The following is a 21,337-nucleotide window of genomic DNA, read 5'->3' as shown; positions in this document are numbered from 1 at the left end:
CTCGTTCTGTTTTTTTTCCCGCTTCGTGTATTTCGCTAGTCAGCCCGTGTAATCGACGCCCAGTACCGGGTGTAATAGCGAACCTGAATGGGCAACGATGCCTGGAGATTGGCCAGCACGGCATCCATGGCATCCAGGCGTAACGTACCGGACACCCGAAGCTGCCGCGCCTTTTCCTGACAGTGCAAGACCCCGGGACGATAGCGGCCCAGTTCCTCGATGACGTCTCCCAGGGGCGCATCGAGGACAATGAGCTGGCCATTTACCCAGGCCGCTTGTGAGGCAGCGTAGGGCTGGATAACCCCCATGCCCTGGCCGTTGAAGTCAGCCTGTTCGCCGGCTTTCAGGATACCCGCGCTGCCCAGCGTGCCATCCGGCGATACGCGCACCCGATCTTCCAGCACGCCTACCCGGGTGCGGTTCGACAGTTGGCGTACGGTGAATCGCGTGCCCAGCGCCTCGATGCGACCATCGCCAGTCTCGACAAGAAAGGGCCGTGTGTCCTTGAGCTTGCCGGTCTGGACCAGGATTTCGCCGCTCAGTAACCGGATCAAGCGGCGATCGGCGTCGAACGAAACGTCGATGGCAGTCTCGGTGTTCAGATGAATCCGACTTCCGTCCGCCAGGTCGACGGAGCGGCGCTGCCCCACGGCCGTCTTGTAATCGGCCCAGGCCGAGGCGAGCGTCCCGTGGTCCTGAAGACTCCAGCCCACAGAGCCGGCGCCGCCGAGCAACATTAGCAGTTTGAGCACTTGGCGCCGCTGCTGCCCGGTGCCAAGTGCGCGGCGTGAGAGGTCCTGGGGCAGTGCTCCAAGATGGCGCTGCAACTGTTCGATCTGGTGCCACGCCGCCTGGTGCGCAGGATCGCTGTCGAGCCAATCTTGCCAGGCCTGGCGTTCGGCATGCGAAGGCGGTTGGTGCTGAAACTGCACGTACCAGGTGGCAGCCCTTTCGACCGTCTTGCGATCAGGCAGGGCAGGCATCAGCGTTCAGCCATGATCAGTGTGCATTCGGTGAGGGCACGCACCATGTGCTTTTTCACGGTGGTGAGGGACACCTTCAATTGCACGGCGATCTGTTGATAAGTCAGCCCGTCGATCTGCGACAACATGAAGATCCGCTGGGTACGTGGGCCCAAAGCCGCCAGGGCTTTATCCACAGTGACCAGGGTTTCGATGATCAGGGCCTTGTCTTCTTCACTGATGGCCGTGGGTTCGGGTCGCGCGGCCAGAGACTCCAGGTAGGCCGCTTCTATAGCATTTCTTCTATAACGATCAATCACCAGGCCTCGGGCCACCGTGGCCAGGTAATCCCGCGGTTCGCGGATCTGAACGGCATTACGGGCTGCGAGGATCCGCACAAAGGTGTCATGGGCCACGTCTGCGGCATCGCAGGCGTTGTTCAGCTTGCCCTTGAGCCATCCATGCAGCCACGAGTGGTGTTGCGCATAAATTCGCCCGATCGCGGCGGTATGGGAAGACGGGGGCATAGGGAACGAGGCGTTAATGATAATAGCTATTATTAGCCTCTGTTACGTTTTCTCACAATAGCTTCTGGCGTCGTTCCTCGAAGCTTTTCCAGCGGCCATTGCCCAGGCCGTTGTGCACAAGGACACAAAACGGACGACTAAGCCCTGTGAATAACTGCCCTTGAGAACCGTTGATAAACCCCTCTCAAAACTGAAGATAACCGCCTCTGTGGATAACCTACCGATTAATCCACAGGCTTACACCGGTTATCCAAGCCGCTCATGGCCACCTGGCCACAGGGTTTTGAATCTCTGTATAGTACGTAAATTATGGCTTGTAGAGGTTTATCCACAGAAAGATGGGTGTCTAAGAATAAACATAAAAACAAGGATTTTATAAATTTCTTTCTTTTTAATTTTTTTAACCGCGAGTTCTCCACAGCTGGTTAAATTTTGTGCAAAGGGTTCTTTAGAAAGGGCGAAGTCCCTATACTTGCCGACCTGGCTCGAAAAACGCCCATGGGCCAGAGTCAAAAACCTATTTTCCGAATTACCTGAATTAAGCAGGCACGAGGTGCGTGGTGGATTTCCCTTCCCGTTTTGAAGTGATCGTCATCGGCGGCGGTCATGCCGGTACCGAGGCAGCACTTGCATCAGCACGCATGGGGGCAAAAACCCTGTTGCTGACGCATAACGTGGAAACCCTCGGCGCCATGAGCTGCAACCCTGCCATTGGTGGCATTGGCAAAAGCCACTTGGTCAAGGAGATCGATGCCCTTGGGGGCGCGATGGCCATGGCCACCGATAAGGGTGGTATCCAGTTTCGCGTATTGAACAGCCGCAAAGGCCCAGCCGTGCGCGCTACTCGCGCCCAGGCCGACCGCATCCTGTACAAGGCCGCTGTCCGCGAAATCCTGGAAAACCAGTCGAACCTGTGGATATTTCAACAAGCGGCCGATGACCTGATCGTCGAGCAGGATCAGGTACGCGGTGTCGTGACGCAGATGGGCCTGCGTTTCTTCGCCGATTCCGTGGTGTTGACCACCGGGACCTTCCTCGGCGGACTTATCCACATTGGTTTGCAGAACTTTTCCGGCGGGCGCGCTGGTGATCCGCCGTCGATCGCTCTGGCTCATCGTTTGCGTGAGCTGCCATTGCGTGTCGGGCGCTTGAAAACCGGTACGCCACCGCGTATCGACGGTCGGTCTGTGGATTTCTCGGTGATGACCGAGCAGCCTGGCGATACACCGATCCCGGTCATGTCGTTCATGGGCAACAAGGAACAGCATCCACGGCAAGTCAGTTGCTGGATCACCCACACCAATGCCCGCACCCATGAAATCATTGCGGCGAACCTCGATCGTTCGCCGATGTATTCCGCTGCCGGTGAAATCGAAGGCATCGGCCCGCGTTATTGCCCGTCGATCGAAGACAAGATCCATCGCTTTGCCGACAAGGAAAGCCATCAGGTCTTCATCGAGCCCGAGGGCCTGACCACCCACGAGTTGTACCCGAACGGGATTTCCACCTCCCTGCCATTTGATGTGCAGCTGCAGATCGTGCAATCGATCCGCGGCATGGAGAACGCCCACATCGTTCGTCCGGGCTACGCCATCGAGTACGACTACTTCGATCCGCGTGACCTGAAGTACAGCCTGGAAACCAAAGTCATCGGCGGGCTGTTCTTTGCTGGCCAGATCAACGGCACTACCGGTTACGAAGAAGCCGGTGCCCAAGGTTTGCTGGCCGGCGCCAACGCTGCGCTACGCGCCCAGGGCAAGGACAGTTGGTGTCCGCGTCGCGACGAGGCGTACATCGGCGTGCTGGTGGACGACCTGATCACCCTGGGCACCCAGGAACCGTATCGGATGTTCACCTCCCGGGCCGAATATCGCCTGATCCTGCGTGAAGACAACGCCGACCTGCGCCTGACCGAGAAAGGTCGCGAGCTGGGTCTGGTGGATGACGTGCGCTGGGCCGCGTTCTGCAAGAAGCGCGAAGGCATCGAGCTGGAAGAGCAACGCCTGAAAAGCACCTGGGTTCGTCCCGGCACTGAGCAGGGCGATGCTATCGCCACCAGATTCGGTACGCCGCTGACCCACGAATACAACCTGCTCAACCTCTTGAGCCGTCCGGAAATCGATTATGCCGGGCTGGTGGAAGTGACCGGCCAGGGCGCGGAAGATCCGCAGGTGGCCGAACAGGTCGAGATCAAGACCAAGTACGCCGGTTACATCGACCGCCAGCAGGATGAAATCGCCCGCCTGCGCGCCAGCGAAGACACCAAGCTGCCTGTGGATATCGATTACACCGGTATTTCCGGGTTGTCGAAGGAAATCCAGAGCAAGCTCGGCGCCACGCGTCCCGAGACCCTGGGCCAGGCTTCGCGCATCCCGGGTGTGACCCCGGCGGCCATTTCCCTGTTGATGATTCATTTGAAAAAACGCGGCGCGGGCCGCCAGTTGGAGCAAAGCGCTTGAGTTCGATGGTCACCTCGCAACACGCCGAAGAGTTATCCACAGGTGCCCGGCAGCTTGGCGTCAGCCTGACCGAAGCCCAGCACGCGCAGTTGCTGGGTTACCTGGCGCTGTTGATCAAGTGGAACAAGGCCTACAACCTGACCGCCGTGCGTGATCCGGATGAAATGGTCTCGCGCCATTTGCTCGACAGTCTCAGCGTCATGTCCTTCATCGAAGACGGTCGCTGGCTGGACGTGGGCAGCGGCGGCGGCATGCCGGGAATCCCGCTGGCGATCCTGTTTCCCGACTCGCAAGTGACCTGCCTGGACAGCAACGGCAAGAAAACCCGCTTCCTGACCCAGGTCAAACTCGAACTCAAGCTGGATAACCTGCAAGTTATCCACAGTCGCGTCGAAGCGTTCCAGCCTGTCGAGCCGTTCAACGGGATCATTTCCCGGGCGTTCAGCAGCATGGAGAACTTCAGCAACTGGACTCGCCACCTGGGCGACGCCAATACGCGCTGGCTGGCAATGAAGGGCGTTCATCCGGCCGATGAGCTGGTAGCATTGCCGGCAGACTTCCACCTCGATAGCGAACACGCCCTGGCCGTACCCGGTTGCCAAGGCCAACGCCATCTGCTGATACTGCGCCGCACGGCATGATTGGGAACACAAGCAAGAATGGCTAAGGTATTCGCGATAGCGAACCAGAAGGGTGGTGTGGGCAAGACCACCACCTGCATCAACCTCGCAGCATCCCTGGTCGCGACCAAGCGCCGGGTGCTGCTGATCGATCTCGATCCACAGGGCAACGCCACCATGGGTAGCGGTGTGGATAAACATGGCTTGGAAAACTCCATCTACGACGTCCTGATCGGTGAGTGCGATCTGGGCCAGGCCATGCATTTTTCCGAACACGGCGGTTATCAACTGCTGCCGGCCAACCGCGACCTGACGGCGGCCGAAGTGGTCCTGCTGGAAATGCAGATGAAGGAAAGCCGCCTGCGCAGCGCGTTGGCACCGATCCGGGAGAATTACGACTACATCCTGATCGACTGCCCGCCGTCGCTGTCGATGCTCACACTCAATGCCCTGGTGGCCGCCGATGGCGTGATCATTCCCATGCAGTGCGAGTATTTCGCCCTGGAAGGGTTGAGCGACCTTGTGGATAACATCAAGCGCATCGCCGAGCTGCTGAACCCGGAGCTGAAGGTCGAAGGTCTGCTGCGGACCATGTACGACCCGCGCCTGAGCCTGATGAACGACGTCTCGGCCCAGCTCAAGGAACATTTCGGCGAACAGCTCTACGACACGGTCATCCCGCGCAATATCCGCCTGGCCGAAGCGCCGAGCTACGGCATGCCGGCCCTGGCCTACGACAAACAATCCCGTGGTGCGCTGGCCTACCTGGCCCTGGCCGGCGAGATGGTTCGCCGCCAGCGCCGTAATCCACGCACCGCTGCAGCCCAGCCAACTTAAGGAATCCCCATGGCCGTCAAGAAACGAGGTCTCGGACGTGGACTGGATGCACTGCTTAGCGGTCCTACGGTCAGTTCGCTGGAAGAACAGGCCGTGCAGGTGGATCAGCGCGAGTTGCAACACCTGCCGCTGGACCTGATCCAGCGCGGCAAGTACCAACCGCGCCGGGACATGGATCCCCAGGCGCTGGAAGAGTTGGCCCAGTCGATCAAGAACCAGGGCGTGATGCAGCCGATCGTGGTGCGTCCGATCGCCAATGGCCGTTTCGAAATCATTGCCGGTGAACGCCGTTGGCGGGCCAGCCAGCAGGCCGGCCAGGAGACCATTCCGGCGATGGTGCGTGACGTGCCCGATGAAGCCGCCATCGCCATGGCGCTGATCGAGAACATCCAGCGCGAAGACCTCAACCCGGTTGAAGAAGCCCTGGCCCTGCAGCGCTTGCAGCAGGAATTCCAACTGACCCAGCAACAAGTGGCCGAGGCCGTGGGCAAGTCCCGCGTGACCGTGGCCAACCTGCTGCGGTTGATTGCATTGCCGGAAGTCATCAAGACCATGCTGTCCCATGGCGATCTGGAGATGGGGCATGCCCGGGCATTGCTGGGATTGCCGGAAAATCAACAGGTTGAAGGGGCGCGACACGTTGTCGCACGCGGTCTCACCGTGCGCCAGACCGAGGCACTGGTCCGTCAGTGGCTCAGTGGCAAACCAGCCCCTGTCGAACCCTCCAAACCCGACCCGGATATCGCCCGCCTCGAACAGCGCCTGGCCGAGCGCCTGGGCTCTGCGGTGCAGATTCGCCACGGCAAGAAGGGCAAGGGGCAATTGGTGATTGGTTACAACTCCCTCGATGAGCTGCAAGGTGTCCTTGCACACATTCGCTGAAACAATTGCCCTTGTAGCGCGCAGTCGGAAATCACTACCTGACAGTTGAATAGGGGCAGAACCGCCCCTATACTCTGCGCGCATTTTGTCGGCACAAATTATGCCAAGTTATTGAATTATGGCGGCCGACCCTTGGAGAGCAAAAGCGATGGAAACCCGCACGCCAAACCGCTTGCCGTTCCATCGTCTGGCAGTTTTCCCGGTATTGATGACACAGCTTGTCGTTGTACTGATCGCCACATTGGCGCTCTGGCAATGCAAAGGTGTCGTCGCCGGATACTCAGGTCTTTGCGGAGGCCTGATAGCCTTGCTCCCCAATATTTACTTTGCTCACAGGGCCTTTCGGTTTTCCGGCGCCCGAGCAGCCCAGGCTATCGTCCGGTCTTTCTATGCCGGTGAAGCGGGGAAACTGATTTTGACGGCAGTGCTGTTTGCACTGACGTTCGCAGGTGTGAAGCCATTGGCGCCGCTGGCTGTATTCGGCGTCTTCGTGCTGACCCAACTGGTCAGCTGGTTCGCTCCCCTGCTGATGAGAACAAGACTTTCGAGACCTTAGGGCGTTTGAGGCAACCATGGCAGAGACAACCGCTTCGGGCTATATCCAGCACCACTTGCAGAACCTGACCTTCGGTCAGCTACCCAACGGCGGCTGGGGCTTTGCCCACTCCGCAGCAGAAGCCAAGGAGATGGGCTTCTGGGCTTTCCACGTCGATACCCTCGGCTGGTCGGTCGCACTGGGCCTGATCTTCGTTTTCCTTTTCCGCATGGCGGCAAAGAAGGCGACCTCCGGCCAGCCTGGTGCACTGCAGAATTTCGTTGAAGTACTGGTCGAATTCGTCGATGGCAGCGTGAAAGACAGCTTCCATGGCCGTAGCCCGGTGATCGCACCGCTGGCGCTGACCATTTTCGTCTGGGTGTTCCTGATGAACGCCGTCGACCTGGTACCGGTCGACTGGATTCCTCAACTGGCCATCCTGATCTCCGGCGACCACCACATCCCGTTCCGCGCCGTGTCGACCACCGACCCGAACGCAACCCTGGGCATGGCGTTCTCGGTTTTCGCACTGATCATTTTCTATAGCATCAAGGTCAAGGGCATCGGCGGCTTCATCGGCGAACTGACCCTGCACCCGTTCGGCAGCAAGAACATCCTGGTTCAAGCCCTGCTGATCCCGGTGAACTTCCTGCTGGAATTCGTGACCCTGATCGCCAAGCCGATTTCCCTGGCCCTGCGTCTGTTCGGCAACATGTATGCCGGCGAGCTGGTGTTCATCCTGATCGCCGTGATGTTCGGCAGCGGCCTGTTGTGGCTCAGCGGCCTGGGCGTCGTCCTGCAGTGGGCGTGGGCTGTGTTCCACATCCTGATCATCACCCTGCAGGCATTCATCTTCATGATGCTGACCATCGTCTACCTGTCGATGGCGCACGAAGAAAACCATTAAGGCCAGTCTCGACTAGTCTGATGTCCTTCCCGGTCAAACGGGAAGGAGCCCGAACAGGGCTGATGAAACGATTTGTTTTACCCGCTTTAAATTAAAAAAACCTAAACCATACGACGTAAAAGTCGGGAGGAAAGATGGAAACTGTAGTTGGTCTAACCGCTATCGCTGTTGCACTGTTGATCGGCCTGGGCGCACTGGGTACCGCAATTGGTTTCGGCCTGCTGGGCGGCAAATTCCTGGAAGGCGCTGCGCGTCAACCGGAAATGGTTCCTATGCTGCAAGTCAAAATGTTCATCGTTGCCGGTCTGCTCGACGCCGTCACCATGATCGGTGTTGGTATCGCTCTGTTCTTCACCTTTGCGAACCCGTTCGTTGGTCAGATCGCTGGCTAATTACTCGGATTCTTCGAGTAGTTTGATGTGATGGACAACGTAACTGCGAGGTGTTGGCGTGAACATTAATGCGACCCTGATTGGCCAGTCCGTTGCGTTCCTGATTTTTGTACTGTTCTGCATGAAGTTCGTATGGCCTCCGGTCATTGCGGCATTGCACGAACGTCAAAAGAAGATCGCTGATGGTCTGGACGCTGCCAGCCGAGCAGCTCGCGACCTGGAGTTGGCCCATGAGAAAGTGGGTCAGCAACTGCGCGAAGCGAAAGCTCAGGCAGCTGAAATCATCGAGCAAGCCAAGAAACGCGGTACCCAGATTGTCGACGAAGCCCGTGAACAGGCTCGCGTCGAAGCTGACCGTGTGAAGGCTCAGGCTCAAGCCGAGATCGAACAGGAACTCAACAGTGTCAAAGACGCGCTGCGTGCCCAAGTGGGCAGCCTGGCCGTTGGCGGTGCTTCGAAGATCCTGGGTGCCACAATCGATCAAAACGCGCACGCAGAGCTGGTTAACCAACTGGCTGCTGAAATCTAAGCGAGGGCGATCATGGCAGAACTGACCACGTTGGCCCGACCTTACGCTAAGGCGGCCTTCGAGCACGCTCAGGCCCACCAGCAACTGGCCAATTGGTCAGCCATGCTCGGCCTGGCTGCAGCGGTGTCGCAAGACGACACCATGCAGCGCGTGCTCAAGGCCCCGCGACTGACGAGCGCAGAAAAGGCCGCCACGTTCATTGACGTGTGCGGCGACAAGTTCGATGCCAAGGCACAGAATTTCATTCACGTCGTTGCCGAAAACGACCGTCTCCCGCTTCTGCCGGAGATCGCCGCTCTTTTCGACCTGTACAAGGCTGAGCAAGAGAAGTCGGTAGACGTGGAAGTGACCAGTGCTTTTGCATTGAACCAAGAACAGCAAGACAAACTCGCCAAGGTTCTCAGTGCACGACTCAACCGGGAAGTGCGCCTGCAAGTCGAGGAAGACAAGTCCCTGATTGGGGGCGTTGTCATCCGCGCCGGCGACCTGGTTATCGATGGCTCGATTCGCGGCAAAATCGCGAAACTTGCCGAAGCATTGAAATCTTGAGTTTGAAGGGGCAGCAGAGCAATGCAGCAACTCAATCCTTCCGAAATAAGTGAAATTATCAAGGGCCGCATCGAAAAGCTCGATGTGACCTCCCAAGCCCGTAACGAAGGCACTGTCGTCAGCGTATCTGACGGCATCGTGCGGATTCACGGTCTGGCCGACGTCATGTACGGCGAAATGATCGAGTTTCCGGGCGGCGTCTACGGTATGGCCCTCAACCTGGAGCAAGACTCTGTAGGTGCCGTGGTACTGGGCGCATACACGTCTCTGGCTGAAGGCATGAGCGCCAAGTGCACCGGCCGCATCCTCGAAGTTCCGGTAGGTAAGGAACTGCTGGGTCGCGTTGTCGACGCACTGGGTAACCCTGTTGACGGCAAAGGTCCACTGAACAACACCGAGACCGACGCGGTCGAGAAAGTTGCTCCTGGCGTGATCTGGCGTAAGTCGGTAGACCAGCCTGTACAGACTGGCTACAAGGCTGTCGATGCCATGATCCCTGTCGGCCGTGGCCAGCGTGAGCTGATCATCGGTGACCGTCAGATCGGTAAGACCGCTCTGGCGATCGACGCGATCATCAACCAGAAAAACAGCGGCATCTTCTGCGTCTACGTTGCCATCGGTCAGAAACAATCGACCATCGCCAACGTGGTTCGCAAGCTGGAAGAAAACGGCGCCCTGGCCAACACCATCATCGTGGCAGCCAGTGCTTCGGAATCGGCCGCACTGCAATTCCTGGCACCGTACTCCGGTTGCACCATGGGCGAATACTTCCGCGACCGCGGTGAAGACGCGCTGATCGTTTATGACGATCTGTCCAAGCAGGCAGTGGCTTACCGCCAGATCTCCCTGCTGCTGCGCCGTCCACCAGGCCGTGAAGCCTACCCAGGCGACGTGTTCTATCTCCACTCCCGTCTGCTGGAGCGCGCTTCCCGCGTTTCGGAAGAGTATGTCGAGAAGTTCACCAACGGCGCAGTGACTGGCAAGACCGGTTCCCTGACTGCCCTGCCGATCATCGAAACCCAGGCGGGCGACGTTTCCGCGTTCGTTCCGACCAACGTGATTTCCATCACCGACGGTCAGATCTTCCTGGAATCGGCCATGTTCAACTCGGGCATCCGTCCTGCTGTGAACGCCGGTGTTTCGGTATCCCGTGTAGGTGGTGCCGCTCAGACCAAGATCATCAAGAAGCTGTCCGGTGGTATCCGTACCGCCCTGGCCCAGTACCGTGAACTGGCGGCATTCGCCCAGTTCGCTTCTGACCTGGACGAAGCGACCCGTAAGCAACTTGAGCATGGTCAGCGCGTTACCGAGCTGATGAAGCAGAAGCAATACGCACCGATGTCGATCGCTGACATGGCGCTGTCGCTGTATGCCGCTGAGCGTGGGTTCCTGACTGACATTGAAATCGCCAAGATCGGCAGCTTCGAACAAGCGCTGATTGCTTTCTTCAACCGCGATCACGCCGATTTGATGGCCAAGATCAACGTGAAGGGTGACTTCAATGACGAAATCGACGCTGGCCTGAAGGCTGGTATCGAGAAGTTCAAGGCCACCCAAACCTGGTAAGCCGCAGCGGGAGCCGCAAGGCTCCCGCTTGCTAACCTGATAGGTGTTACATGGCAGGCGCAAAAGAGATTCGCAGTAAGATTGCGAGCATCAAAAGCACGCAAAAGATTACCAGCGCCATGGAAAAAGTGGCGGTCAGCAAAATGCGCAAGGCACAAATGCGCATGGCTGCTAGCCGTCCTTATGCGGAGCGCATCCGCCAGGTGATTGGTCATCTGGCCAACGCCAACCCGGAATACCGCCACCCGTTCATGATCGACCGCGCCGTCAAGCGCGTCGGTTACGTCGTGGTGAGCAGTGACCGTGGTCTGTGCGGTGGCTTGAACACCAACCTGTTCAAGGCCCTGGTCAAGGACATGGCGGTAAACCGCGAACAAGGCGTCGAGATCGATCTGTGCGTGGTCGGTAGCAAGGGTGCGGCTTTCTTCCGCAACTTCGGCGGTAACGTCGTCGCTGCTATCAGCCACCTGGGTGAAGAGCCGTCGATCAATGACCTGATCGGCAGCGTCAAGGTGATGCTGGATGCTTACCTGGAAGGCCGGATCGACCGCCTGTCCGTGGTATCCAACAAGTTCATCAACACCATGACGCAACAGCCGACCGTGGAGCAGTTGATTCCACTGGTGGCGACCCCGGAACAGGAACTCAAGCACCACTGGGACTATCTCTACGAACCGGATGCCAAGGAGCTGCTCGACGGCTTGATGGTCCGCTACGTGGAGTCGCAGGTCTACCAGGCGGTGGTCGAGAACAACGCAGCTGAACAAGCCGCGCGGATGATCGCGATGAAGAACGCTACCGACAACGCCGGTGATTTGATCAGCGATTTGCAGCTGATCTACAACAAGGCGCGTCAGGCTGCGATCACCCAAGAGATCTCGGAAATCGTCGGCGGCGCTGCCGCGGTTTAACGGTTCAAATATTCAGAGGATCCAGCTATGAGTAGCGGACGTATCGTTCAAATCATCGGCGCCGTTATCGACGTGGAATTCCCACGCGACAGCGTACCGAGCATCTACGACGCCTTGAAGGTTCAAGGCGCCGAAACCACCCTGGAAGTCCAGCAGCAGCTGGGCGACGGCGTGGTTCGTACCATTGCGATGGGCTCCACCGAAGGCTTGAAGCGCGGTCTGGACGTCAACAACACTGGCGCAGCCATCTCCGTACCGGTCGGTAAAGCGACCCTGGGCCGGATCATGGACGTACTGGGTAACCCGATCGACGAAGCGGGCCCGATCGGCGAAGAAGAGCGTTGGGGCATTCACCGTCCTGCGCCGTCTTTCGCTGAACAAGCGGGCGGCAACGACCTGCTGGAAACCGGCATCAAGGTTATCGACCTGGTTTGCCCGTTCGCCAAGGGCGGTAAAGTCGGTCTGTTCGGTGGTGCCGGTGTAGGCAAGACCGTGAACATGATGGAACTGATCCGTAACATCGCCATCGAGCACAGCGGTTATTCCGTGTTCGCCGGTGTGGGTGAGCGTACTCGTGAGGGTAACGACTTCTACCACGAGATGAAGGATTCCAACGTTCTGGACAAAGTGGCACTGGTCTACGGCCAGATGAACGAGCCGCCGGGAAACCGTCTGCGCGTAGCACTGACCGGCCTGACCATGGCCGAGAAGTTCCGTGACGAAGGTAACGACGTTCTGCTGTTCGTCGACAACATCTACCGTTACACCCTGGCCGGTACCGAAGTATCCGCACTGTTGGGCCGTATGCCTTCGGCGGTAGGTTACCAGCCGACCCTGGCTGAAGAGATGGGCGTGCTGCAAGAGCGCATCACTTCGACCAAGCAAGGCTCGATCACCTCGATCCAGGCGGTATACGTACCAGCGGACGACTTGACCGACCCGTCGCCAGCGACCACCTTCGCCCACTTGGACGCCACCGTCGTTCTGTCTCGTGACATCGCTTCCCTGGGTATCTACCCAGCGGTAGACCCACTGGACTCGACTTCCCGTCAGTTGGACCCGAACGTGATCGGCACCGAGCACTACGAGACCGCTCGTGGCGTTCAGTACGTGCTGCAGCGCTACAAAGAGCTGAAGGACATCATCGCGATCCTGGGTATGGACGAGCTGTCGGAAACCGACAAGCAGTTGGTAGCCCGTGCTCGTAAGATCCAGCGCTTCTTGTCGCAGCCGTTCTTCGTGGCTGAAGTCTTCACCGGTGCCTCGGGTAAATACGTTTCCCTGAAAGACACCATTGCTGGCTTCAAAGGCATCCTCAACGGTGACTACGACCACCTGCCAGAACAAGCGTTCTACATGGTCGGCGGCATCGAAGAAGCGATCGAGAAAGCCAAGAAACTGTAATCCCGGCGCCCGGCAACGGGCGCTAATTTAGGTTGAGGCAATCAGATGGCTATGACAGTCCATTGCGATATCGTCAGTGCGGAAGGGGAAATTTTCTCCGGTCTGGTCGAGTTTGTGGTTGCGCACGGTGAACTGGGGGATCTTGGTATCGCCCTGGGGCATGCACCGCTGATCACCAGCTTGAAGCCAGGTCCGATTAGTCTGACCAAGCAGGGCGGGGAAAAAGAGGTGTTCTACATCTCGGGTGGTTTCCTCGAGGTTCAGCCGAACATGGTCAAGGTCCTTGCCGACACCGTGCAACGTGCTGCCGACCTGGACGAAGCCTCCGCTCAGGAAGCCGTCAAGGCTGCCGAGAAGGCCCTGCACGAAAAAGGCGCAGACTTCGACTACGGTTCTGCTGCTGCACGTCTGGCCGAGGCCGCAGCCCAGCTGCGCACCGTCCAGCAGATCCGCAAGAAGTTCGGCGGCTAAGCCGTCCGCTTTCTGCGTGATTGATTAAAAAGGGTAGCCTCGGCTACCCTTTTTCTTTTTCCGACACTCATCATCTGGTCGCAGCCGCTGACCACCCAGGATTGGTAGCCAGTCATGTCTCTCGAAATCGTTATCCTCGCGGCCGGTCAAGGCACCCGCATGCGCTCGGCGCTGCCCAAGGTACTGCATCCGGTGGCGGGGCGTTCCATGCTTGGCCATGTTATCCACAGCGCTCGGCAACTTGATCCACAGCGCATCCATGTCGTGATCGGCCACGGCGCCGATGCCGTTCGTGAACGCCTGGCCGCCGATGACCTGAATTTCGTCCTTCAGGACAAGCAACTGGGGACCGGCCATGCCGTCGCCCAGGCCGTGCCGTTCATCACGGCCGACACGGTGCTGATCCTGTATGGCGACGTGCCGCTGATCGAGGTCGACACCCTGCAACGCCTGCTCAAGCAGGTTGCGCCACAACAGCTGGGCCTGCTGACCGTCGAGCTGGATGACCCTACGGGTTACGGGCGCATCGTGCGCAATGCCGACGGCCAGGTCACCGAGATTGTCGAGCAGAAGGACGCCAACCAGGCCCAGCGTGCTATCACCGAGGGCAACACCGGGATTCTCGCGGTACCGGCCGCGCGCCTGGGTGACTGGATGAGCCGCCTTTCGAACAACAACGCCCAGGGCGAGTACTACCTGACCGATGTGATTGCCATGGCAGTCGCGGACGGCCTGGTGGTGGCCACCGAGCAACCCCTGGATGCCATGGAAGTGCAGGGTGCCAACGACCGCCGGCAGTTGGCCGAGCTGGAGCGTCACTATCAACTGCGCGCCGCCCGCCGCCTGATGGCCCAGGGCGTGACCCTGCGCGACCCGGCCCGTTTCGATGTGCGCGGTGAGGTCAGCGTGGGTCGCGATGTGGTCATCGACATCAACGTCATCCTCGAAGGCAACGTGGTGATCGAAGATGACGTGGTCATCGGCCCGAACTGCGTGATCAAGGACAGCACTTTGCGCAAGGGCGCGGTGATCAAGGCCAACAGTCACCTGGACGGCGCGGTCATGGGCGAAGGCAGCGACGCCGGTCCGTTCGCCCGTTTGCGCCCCGGCTCCGTGCTGGACGCTCGCGCCCATGTGGGTAACTTCGTCGAGCTGAAGAACGCGCACCTGGGCGAAGGGGCCAAGGCCGGCCACTTGACCTACCTGGGAGACGCCGAGGTTGGCGCCCGCACCAACATTGGCGCCGGCACCATCACCTGCAACTACGATGGCGCGAACAAGTGGAAGACCGTGTTGGGGGAGGACGTGTTCATCGGCTCCAACAACTCCCTGGTGGCGCCTGTGGATATCTCCAGCGGCGCGACGACAGCGGCCGGGTCGACCATCAACCAGAATGTGGATAAATCGCAGCTGGCCGTGGGGCGCGCGCGTCAGCGCAACATCGACAACTGGAAGCGTCCAGAGAAAATCAAAAAGTCCTAAGTTATCCACAACCTCTGTGGGAGCGGGCTTGCTCGCGAAAGCGTCGTGTCAGTCATGCTGTACTGTCTGATTCGACCCCTTCGCGAGCAAGCCCGCTCCCACATTGATCTAATGATTTCTGAATTTTTCTGCCCCCGCCTTGACGATTGCACGGCAATAGGTTTTGATTGCTTACGTTATCTTTCGAATCGAAAATTATCTCGCCATGTCGAAACGCAATACGCCACAGCGTCGCCACAATATCCTTGCCTTGCTCCAGGAGCAGGGCGAGGTCAGCGTGGATGAGCTGGCCAAACGCTTCGAAACCTCGGAGGTTACGATTCGCAAGGATCTCGCCGCCCTGGAAACCAACGGCCTGTTGCTGCGCCGCTACGGTGGCGCGGTACCGATGCCGCAGGAACTGGTGGCCGACAACGGGAAAGCTGTCTCCAGCTACAAGCAGGCGATTGCCCGGGCCGCTGTGAAGCGGATCCGCGAACACGCGCGCATCATCATCGACAGCGGCAGCACCACGGCGGCCATGATCCCTCAACTGGGCCAGCAGCCCGGGCTGGTAGTCATGACCAACTCCCTGCACGTCGCCAGGGCCCTGAACGAGCTGGAGCACGAACCGGTGCTGTTGATGACCGGTGGCACTTGGGACCCGCATTCCGAATCATTCCAGGGCCAGGTCGCCGAACAGGTCCTGCGTTCTTATGACTTCGACCAGTTGTTCATCGGTGCCGACGGCATCGATCTGGTCCGTGGCACCACCACCTTCAACGAACTGCTGGGCCTGAGCCGTGTGATGGCTGAGGTTGCCCGCGAAGTGATCGTGATGGTGGAGGCCGACAAGATCGGCCGCAAGATCCCCAACCTGGAACTGCCGTGGAGCAGCGTCCATACCCTCATTACCGATGATCGCCTGCCCGTAGAGGCCCGCGATCAGATTCAGGCCCGCGGCATCAATGTGATCTGCGCGTCTGTCAGCCAGGAGAAATAACATGTGTGGAATTGTCGGCGCCGTTGCTGAACGTAATATCACTGCAATCTTGATCGAAGGCCTCAAGCGCCTGGAATATCGCGGCTACGACAGTGCCGGCGTGGCGGTTTTCACCAACGACCAGACGCTTGAGCGGATGCGCCGCCCGGGCAAGGTCAGCGAGCTGGAACAGGCGCTGGACGCCGAGCCGCTGATCGGTCGCCTTGGCATCGCACATACCCGCTGGGCCACCCACGGCGCGCCGTGCGAGCGTAACGCCCACCCGCATTTCTCCGGCGGCGACCTGGCGGTGGTGCACAACGGCATCATCGAAAACCATGAGGCCCTGCGTGAACAGCTCAAGGCGCTCGGCTATGTGTTCACTTCGGACACCGACACCGAAGTCATCGCCCACCTGCTCAACCACAAGCTCAAGGACCTGGCGGACTTGACCGCAGCCCTCAAGGCGACCGTCAAGGAACTGCACGGCGCCTATGGCCTGGCGGTCATCAGCGCCAAACAGCCGGATCGCCTGGTGGCGGCCCGTAGCGGCAGCCCGTTGGTGATCGGCCTCGGCCTTGGGGAAAACTTCCTGGCGTCCGACCAGTTGGCCCTGCGCCAGGTCACCGACCGCTTCATGTACCTGGAAGAGGGCGATATCGCCGAGATCCGCCGCGACAGCGTGCAGATCTGGGACATCGAGGGCAAAGCCGTCGAACGTGAAACCGTTCAGTACCGCGACGGCGCCGAAGCCGCCGACAAGGGCGAGTTCCGTCACTTCATGCTCAAGGAAATCCATGAGCAGCCAGCCGTGGTGCAACGCACCCTGGAAGGCCGCATGAGCCAGACCCAGGTGCTGGTCCAGGCCTTCGGCCCGCAAGCGGCCGAGCTGTTCGCCAAGGTGCGCAACGTGCAGATCGTCGCGTGCGGCACCAGCTATCACGCCGGCATGGTCGCCCGTTACTGGCTGGAAGAGTTGGCCGGGATTCCGTGTCAGGTCGAAGTGGCCAGCGAGTTCCGTTACCGCAAGGTGGTGGTGCAACCCGATTCGCTGTTCGTCACCATTTCCCAGTCCGGCGAAACCGCCGACACCCTGGCGGCCCTGCGCAACGCCAAGGAGCTGGGCTTCCTCGCCAGCCTGGCGATCTGCAACGTGGGCATCAGCTCACTGGTGCGTGAGTCCGACCTGACCCTGCTGACCCAGGCTGGCCGCGAGATCGGCGTGGCGTCGACCAAGGCGTTCACTACCCAGCTGGTCGGCCTGCTGCTGTTGACCTTGTCCTTGGGCCAGGTGCGCGGCACGTTGGCCGAGGGTGTCGAGGCAAAACTGGTGGAAGAACTGCGCCGCCTGCCGACGCGCCTGGGCGAGGCCCTGGCGATGGACAGCACCGTAGAAAAAATCGCCGAGCTGTTCGCCGAGAAAAACCACACCCTGTTCCTCGGCCGTGGCGCGCAATTCCCGGTGGCGATGGAAGGGGCCTTGAAGCTCAAGGAAATCTCCTACATCCACGCCGAAGCCTACCCGGCCGGCGAGCTCAAGCATGGCCCGTTGGCCCTGGTGGACAACGACATGCCGGTGGTCACCGTGGCACCGAACAACGAGCTGCTGGAAAAACTCAAGTCCAACCTGCAGGAAGTGCGCGCCCGCGGCGGCCAGTTGATCGTCTTTGCCGACGAAAAAGCCGGCATGACCAACGGCGAAGGCACCCACGTGGTGCACATGCCACACATCCACGACATCCTGTCGCCGATCCTCTACACCCTCCCGCTGCAACTGCTGTCGTACTACGTGGCCGTGCTCAAGGGTACCGACGTGGACCAGCCGCGCAATCTGGCGAAGTCTGTGACGGTGGAGTGAGTTTCGAGCCAGTTGGAGCGTGGAGGAGGAGCGACTGTAACCGATCTATAGTCGCTTCATATCTGCCTACAAATGCCTTCAGATCTTGAAAGTGTTGACCATCTGTTGCAGGCGGATTGACTGTTTTTCCAGTTCATTGCACGCCTGCAACGTGGATTGCAGGTTGCCGACCGTCTTCTGGTTCAGGTCGTTGATGTGGCTGATGTCGCGATCCAGGTTGTCCACCACCGAGGTCTGTTCCTCGGTGGCGGTGGCCATGGAGAGGTTTATTTCGTCGATCTCGCCAATGCCCTGCAGGACTCGATCGAGTCGTTCACCGGCAAGCCTGGCGGTGCTGACATTGGCGTCGCTGTAACGCTGGCTTTCAAGCATGGCGTTGACGGCGTTGCCGGCACCGGCTTGCAATTCCTCGATCATGTTGTGAATTTCCTGCGCCGATTGTTGAGTACGGTGGGCGAGGGTGCGCACTTCGTCCGAGACCACCGCAAAACCACGCCCGGCGTCACCGGCACGGGCGGCCTCGATGGCGGCATTCAGGGCGAGCAGGTTGGTCTGGTCCGAAATGCCCTTGATCACGTCGAGGATCCGGCCGATTTTCAGGGTTTTTTCATTCAGGCTTTCGATGTCCTGGCGGGTATTGATCACCTGGGATGAGAGCTGCGTCATGGCGCTGATGCTGTGCTCCACTACCTGCTGGCCTTCCTGGGTCTGGTTCTTGGTCTCCGAGGCCCGGCCTGACGCATGAGCGGCGTTGCGGGCGATCTCCTGGGCGGCAGCGCCCAACTCATTGATGGCTGTGGCAATGTTGTGGGTCAACGCCGCTTGGGTGTCGGAGCTTTTCAGGGACGAGTGCGATGCCTGGCTGACCTGCGCTGCCAGTTGGGTGAGTTGGAGACTGGACGCCAGCACTTCGCGGATCGAATGCTGGATGCGTTCGACGAAGCGATTGAATCCTCCCGCCATGACGCCAAATTCGTCCCGGGACACGCTGTGCAGGCGTTGGGTCAGGTCGCCTTCGCCATCGGCGATGGACTGCATGGCCATGCCCATATTGCGTAGCGGCCGCATCAGGACGTTGATCAACAGGCCGAGCAAACCGATGGTGACCAGCACCGCAATCAGCGTGGCGATCAGTGCCGAAGTGCGAAACTCATGGAGCGCGGCGTAGGCTTTGTCCTTGTCCACCGACAGCCCGATGGACCAGTGCAACGACGGCAGGCCATTGATCGGCGTAAAGGTGACGATCCGGGTGGTGCCGTTTTCCTGCACTTCATTCAACGTGTCGTTGATCACCGGAGCGCCCTGCGGGAACGCTTGGGCCAGTGTCTTGGTGACCAATGCGCTGTCCGGATGCACCAGGATCTTGCCGTCGTCACTGACCAGAAACGCATAGCCAATGCCGTTGAGATCGACGGAATTGATGATCCTGGCGAGTTTTTCCAGGCTCAGGCTCGCCCCGAGTACGCCGGCTGCCTTGCCGTTGACCTTGATCGGCACCGCTTCGGTCATGATCAGGTAGTCGATACCCGCGCCGATGTAGGGTTCGGTCAGGACCGGATTTTGAGAGGCAGCCGCCTCTTTGTACCACTGGCGTTGACGAACATCGTAGCCATCGGGCATTACCCGCTCGGGATAGATAAAGAAACGGCTGTCTTCGAGCCCGACGTAGGCGGCAATGAAGGTCCTGGTGATGATGTCTTGGGCGATGATCCGGCCGACGGTAGCCGGTGTGGGTTCGGCGGCGATGGTTTCGGCGGCGCCCTCGAGCAACAGGATCCGGCCGGCCAGCCAATTGTCGAGGTTGGCACCGAGCAATTTGCCGGTGGTCTGCAAACTGCTGTGCAATGCATCGCGGGTGCTTGCCTGTTGCCGATGGTCATTGAGCAGTGAGAACGACAAGAACACCGCCACCGAGATGACGCAGGCACCCAGGAGGATCTTGTGACCGAATTTCATACTGATGCCCATGCAGCACACTCATCTGGTCTTATTGTTGTTTGCTGAATTCCCCTCCCTGGGTTGGGCGAAGATTTGATGAGTGGGCAGGTTTTGTCGAACTAGAAAAGATGATGGACCGTCGTAGGAATTTTTATGGCATCCGTGACGCGAATGCGCGCTGGGACTGAGCCTTACTCCAGGAAACACCGGTCAAAAAGATAAACGCTGCCCGGCTTCAGGTTTTCCAGCGTGCGCTGGGGGCGGCCGCCGTCGCCGCTTTTCTTGCGTCCGGTCTCTTGCAGGTAGCCTGCTTCGGTCATCTTCAGCAGACGCTGGCGCATGCTGGTCTTGAGTACCGGCCGCTCGAGCACCACAGAGAAGATGCCCACGGCTTGCGGCGCGCTGAATTCGGGGCCGAGAAACATCAGCGGCAGGCTGCTGTAGAGGGATTTGGACAACAGCCGTTCCTGGACGGCGGCCACCAGGTTGTTGTGATCGAAAGGCAGTTTTATCGCGGCATGCGCGACGTCCTTGAGCGGGAAGAAACCCTGGTGCTCGGCGAGCTGGACCGCCTCGCTGGCAATCGCCAGGTAGAACGTCGACGATGACCAGCAACGCGGGTCGCGGAAGGCGTCGCCAACGGTGCCGACCTGTTCGATCCAGGCCAGTGGCATCCCTACCTTGTTGGAGTGACGCAGGCGCTCCACGGCGTCGTTCAGCGTCAGATCTTCAACCCCCCCATTGACTACGATCCCGGGCAGCGCCCAGTGGCCGGCGAACGGTTCGGCCTCCCTGCGGTTCAAGAGGATTTCGATGGCCTGGGCTTGCCGGTTGAAGCGCAGCACGCAGAGGTCGATGGTGTGCAGGTAATCGCGCGTGGGGGCGGTGCTATTGCGCATGTCGGTTTCCGTAGGTCGCATAAAGGTCATAGTTTAACGGGTCCATGCCCGGTGCCATCCAGTGGCTGGGCAGCGGTTCGCCCAGGGCCAGGCGTTCGCGCAGCAGTGTGCTGCGCACGTGGAGCCTTTCCTCCACGCACAGGATGGAAAAACGCTCCAGCAGGGCCTCGCCGCGATAGAAGCTTGGCAACTGCTCGGCCACATCCTGGCCCACCACCAGCGCGATCCGCTTGCCGTCCAGGGCCAGGCTGTCGGCGAGGTGGGCGAGCAGGGTGTAACTGTAGATGGGGCCTTCGACGCCACGGGCCACGAGCTGCTCCACCCGGCTGGCGCGCACTTCGGTGCGGCACAGCGGTTGGATGTGCTCGACGATCGACTCCAGCCACTTCATACGCACCTCATAGTCGACCATTCGTTTGCCGCAAGGGTGCCTGAAACTGGGGGCCACCAGGACTCGCCGGGCCTGGCGGGACGCCTCGATCATCACCTGGGCGTGGCCGGCGTGAGGCGGATTGAAGGCACCGCCATAAAGCGCAATCTCGAACATGGCTGATCCTCTATTGGTACGTGACGTGTACTTTATCACCAAAGATCTCAAACGACATCTTCGGGATCCCATATTGAATAGATAGGGGCATGAAAAAATTT

Annotated in this window: 21 protein-coding genes; 16 read left to right on the top strand and 5 right to left on the bottom strand. The window is 59.5% G+C overall.

The window, feature by feature from the left end; all coding sequences use genetic code 11:
* Nucleotides 1–35: 35 nt before the first annotated feature.
* Entirely contained in the window at nucleotides 36–983 is a 948-nt protein-coding gene (locus AD664_RS24410) for a FecR domain-containing protein (RefSeq protein ID WP_053150646.1), read from the bottom strand.
* Nucleotides 983–1,489, bottom strand: a complete 507-nt coding sequence (locus AD664_RS24405) for a sigma-70 family RNA polymerase sigma factor (protein WP_053150642.1) — start codon at nucleotides 1,487–1,489, stop codon at nucleotides 983–985. The genes AD664_RS24410 and AD664_RS24405 overlap by 1 nt, the downstream gene beginning before the upstream one ends.
* A gap of 560 nt (nucleotides 1,490–2,049) precedes the next feature.
* Between AD664_RS24405 and mnmG the strand changes: the two genes are divergently transcribed.
* The 16 genes from mnmG (at nucleotide 2,050) to glmS (ending at nucleotide 17,852) form a co-directional block, all read left to right on the top strand.
* On the top strand, nucleotides 2,050–3,948 hold the full coding sequence (mnmG, locus tag AD664_RS24400; RefSeq protein WP_053150697.1) for a tRNA uridine-5-carboxymethylaminomethyl(34) synthesis enzyme MnmG: 1,899 nt from the start codon (nucleotides 2,050–2,052) through the stop codon (nucleotides 3,946–3,948).
* 5 nt (nucleotides 3,949–3,953) lie between these two features.
* Nucleotides 3,954–4,589, top strand: a complete 636-nt coding sequence (gene rsmG, locus AD664_RS24395; protein ID WP_172679766.1) for a 16S rRNA (guanine(527)-N(7))-methyltransferase RsmG — start codon at nucleotides 3,954–3,956, stop codon at nucleotides 4,587–4,589.
* 18 nt (nucleotides 4,590–4,607) lie between these two features.
* Nucleotides 4,608–5,405 (top strand): ParA family protein, encoded by a 798-nt coding sequence (locus tag AD664_RS24390; RefSeq protein WP_003187199.1) that lies wholly within the window; start codon nucleotides 4,608–4,610, stop codon nucleotides 5,403–5,405.
* 9 nt (nucleotides 5,406–5,414) lie between these two features.
* Nucleotides 5,415–6,287, top strand: a complete 873-nt coding sequence (locus AD664_RS24385; protein WP_053150636.1) for a ParB/RepB/Spo0J family partition protein — start codon at nucleotides 5,415–5,417, stop codon at nucleotides 6,285–6,287.
* A 148-nt stretch (nucleotides 6,288–6,435) separates the two neighbouring features.
* Complete coding sequence (locus tag AD664_RS24380) at nucleotides 6,436–6,843, top strand: F0F1 ATP synthase subunit I (RefSeq protein WP_053150633.1); 408 nt, start codon at nucleotides 6,436–6,438, stop codon at nucleotides 6,841–6,843.
* 16 nt (nucleotides 6,844–6,859) lie between these two features.
* A complete protein-coding gene (gene atpB, locus AD664_RS24375) occupies nucleotides 6,860–7,729 on the top strand; it encodes a F0F1 ATP synthase subunit A (protein ID WP_024777786.1) in 870 nt (289 codons plus the stop codon).
* A 134-nt stretch (nucleotides 7,730–7,863) separates the two neighbouring features.
* Entirely contained in the window at nucleotides 7,864–8,121 is a 258-nt protein-coding gene (gene atpE, locus AD664_RS24370; protein WP_003097235.1) for a F0F1 ATP synthase subunit C, read from the top strand.
* Between the two features lie 58 nt (nucleotides 8,122–8,179).
* Nucleotides 8,180–8,650 carry a F0F1 ATP synthase subunit B gene (locus AD664_RS24365; RefSeq protein ID WP_030139033.1) on the top strand — a complete coding sequence of 157 codons (471 nt, stop codon included), beginning with the start codon at nucleotides 8,180–8,182 and terminating at the stop codon, nucleotides 8,648–8,650.
* A 12-nt stretch (nucleotides 8,651–8,662) separates the two neighbouring features.
* Nucleotides 8,663–9,199: a F0F1 ATP synthase subunit delta gene (locus AD664_RS24360; RefSeq protein WP_003187192.1), complete on the top strand. Its 537-nt coding sequence runs from the start codon at nucleotides 8,663–8,665 to the stop codon at nucleotides 9,197–9,199.
* A gap of 21 nt (nucleotides 9,200–9,220) precedes the next feature.
* Nucleotides 9,221–10,765, top strand: coding sequence for a F0F1 ATP synthase subunit alpha (atpA, locus tag AD664_RS24355; RefSeq protein WP_053150631.1), 1,545 nt, complete (start codon nucleotides 9,221–9,223; stop codon nucleotides 10,763–10,765).
* Nucleotides 10,766–10,815: 50 nt separating this feature from the next.
* On the top strand, nucleotides 10,816–11,676 hold the full coding sequence (gene atpG, locus AD664_RS24350) for a F0F1 ATP synthase subunit gamma (RefSeq protein WP_030139034.1): 861 nt from the start codon (nucleotides 10,816–10,818) through the stop codon (nucleotides 11,674–11,676).
* Nucleotides 11,677–11,703: 27 nt separating this feature from the next.
* Entirely contained in the window at nucleotides 11,704–13,080 is a 1,377-nt protein-coding gene (atpD, locus tag AD664_RS24345; protein WP_042727805.1) for a F0F1 ATP synthase subunit beta, read from the top strand.
* 45 nt (nucleotides 13,081–13,125) lie between these two features.
* On the top strand, nucleotides 13,126–13,551 hold the full coding sequence (locus AD664_RS24340) for a F0F1 ATP synthase subunit epsilon (RefSeq protein WP_024777790.1): 426 nt from the start codon (nucleotides 13,126–13,128) through the stop codon (nucleotides 13,549–13,551).
* A gap of 114 nt (nucleotides 13,552–13,665) precedes the next feature.
* Nucleotides 13,666–15,033 carry a bifunctional UDP-N-acetylglucosamine diphosphorylase/glucosamine-1-phosphate N-acetyltransferase GlmU gene (gene glmU, locus AD664_RS24335; protein WP_053150628.1) on the top strand — a complete coding sequence of 456 codons (1,368 nt, stop codon included), beginning with the start codon at nucleotides 13,666–13,668 and terminating at the stop codon, nucleotides 15,031–15,033.
* Between the two features lie 205 nt (nucleotides 15,034–15,238).
* Complete coding sequence (locus AD664_RS24330; protein ID WP_042727803.1) at nucleotides 15,239–16,015, top strand: DeoR/GlpR family DNA-binding transcription regulator; 777 nt, start codon at nucleotides 15,239–15,241, stop codon at nucleotides 16,013–16,015.
* Between the two features lies 1 nt (nucleotide 16,016).
* Nucleotides 16,017–17,852, top strand: a complete 1,836-nt coding sequence (glmS, locus tag AD664_RS24325) for a glutamine--fructose-6-phosphate transaminase (isomerizing) (protein ID WP_053150624.1) — start codon at nucleotides 16,017–16,019, stop codon at nucleotides 17,850–17,852.
* A gap of 78 nt (nucleotides 17,853–17,930) precedes the next feature.
* Here the strand turns inward: glmS and AD664_RS24320 are convergent, their stop codons facing one another.
* The 3 genes from AD664_RS24320 to AD664_RS24310 form a co-directional block, all read right to left on the bottom strand.
* A complete protein-coding gene (locus tag AD664_RS24320) occupies nucleotides 17,931–19,820 on the bottom strand; it encodes a methyl-accepting chemotaxis protein (protein ID WP_053150621.1) in 1,890 nt (629 codons plus the stop codon).
* 161 nt (nucleotides 19,821–19,981) lie between these two features.
* Nucleotides 19,982–20,689: an NUDIX hydrolase gene (locus AD664_RS24315; RefSeq protein WP_053150618.1), complete on the bottom strand. Its 708-nt coding sequence runs from the start codon at nucleotides 20,687–20,689 to the stop codon at nucleotides 19,982–19,984.
* On the bottom strand, nucleotides 20,679–21,236 hold the full coding sequence (locus AD664_RS24310; RefSeq protein ID WP_053150615.1) for an adenylyltransferase/cytidyltransferase family protein: 558 nt from the start codon (nucleotides 21,234–21,236) through the stop codon (nucleotides 20,679–20,681). The genes AD664_RS24315 and AD664_RS24310 overlap by 11 nt, the downstream gene beginning before the upstream one ends.
* Nucleotides 21,237–21,337 lie beyond the last annotated feature (101 nt).

This window comes from Pseudomonas sp. P97.38 (assembly GCF_001269745.1).
In the GTDB taxonomy this organism is placed as follows: Bacteria; Pseudomonadota; Gammaproteobacteria; order Pseudomonadales; family Pseudomonadaceae; genus Aquipseudomonas; species Aquipseudomonas chlororaphis_E.
The sequence above is the reverse complement of the archived record's forward strand: the minus strand, read 5'-3'. Positions and strand labels throughout refer to the sequence as shown.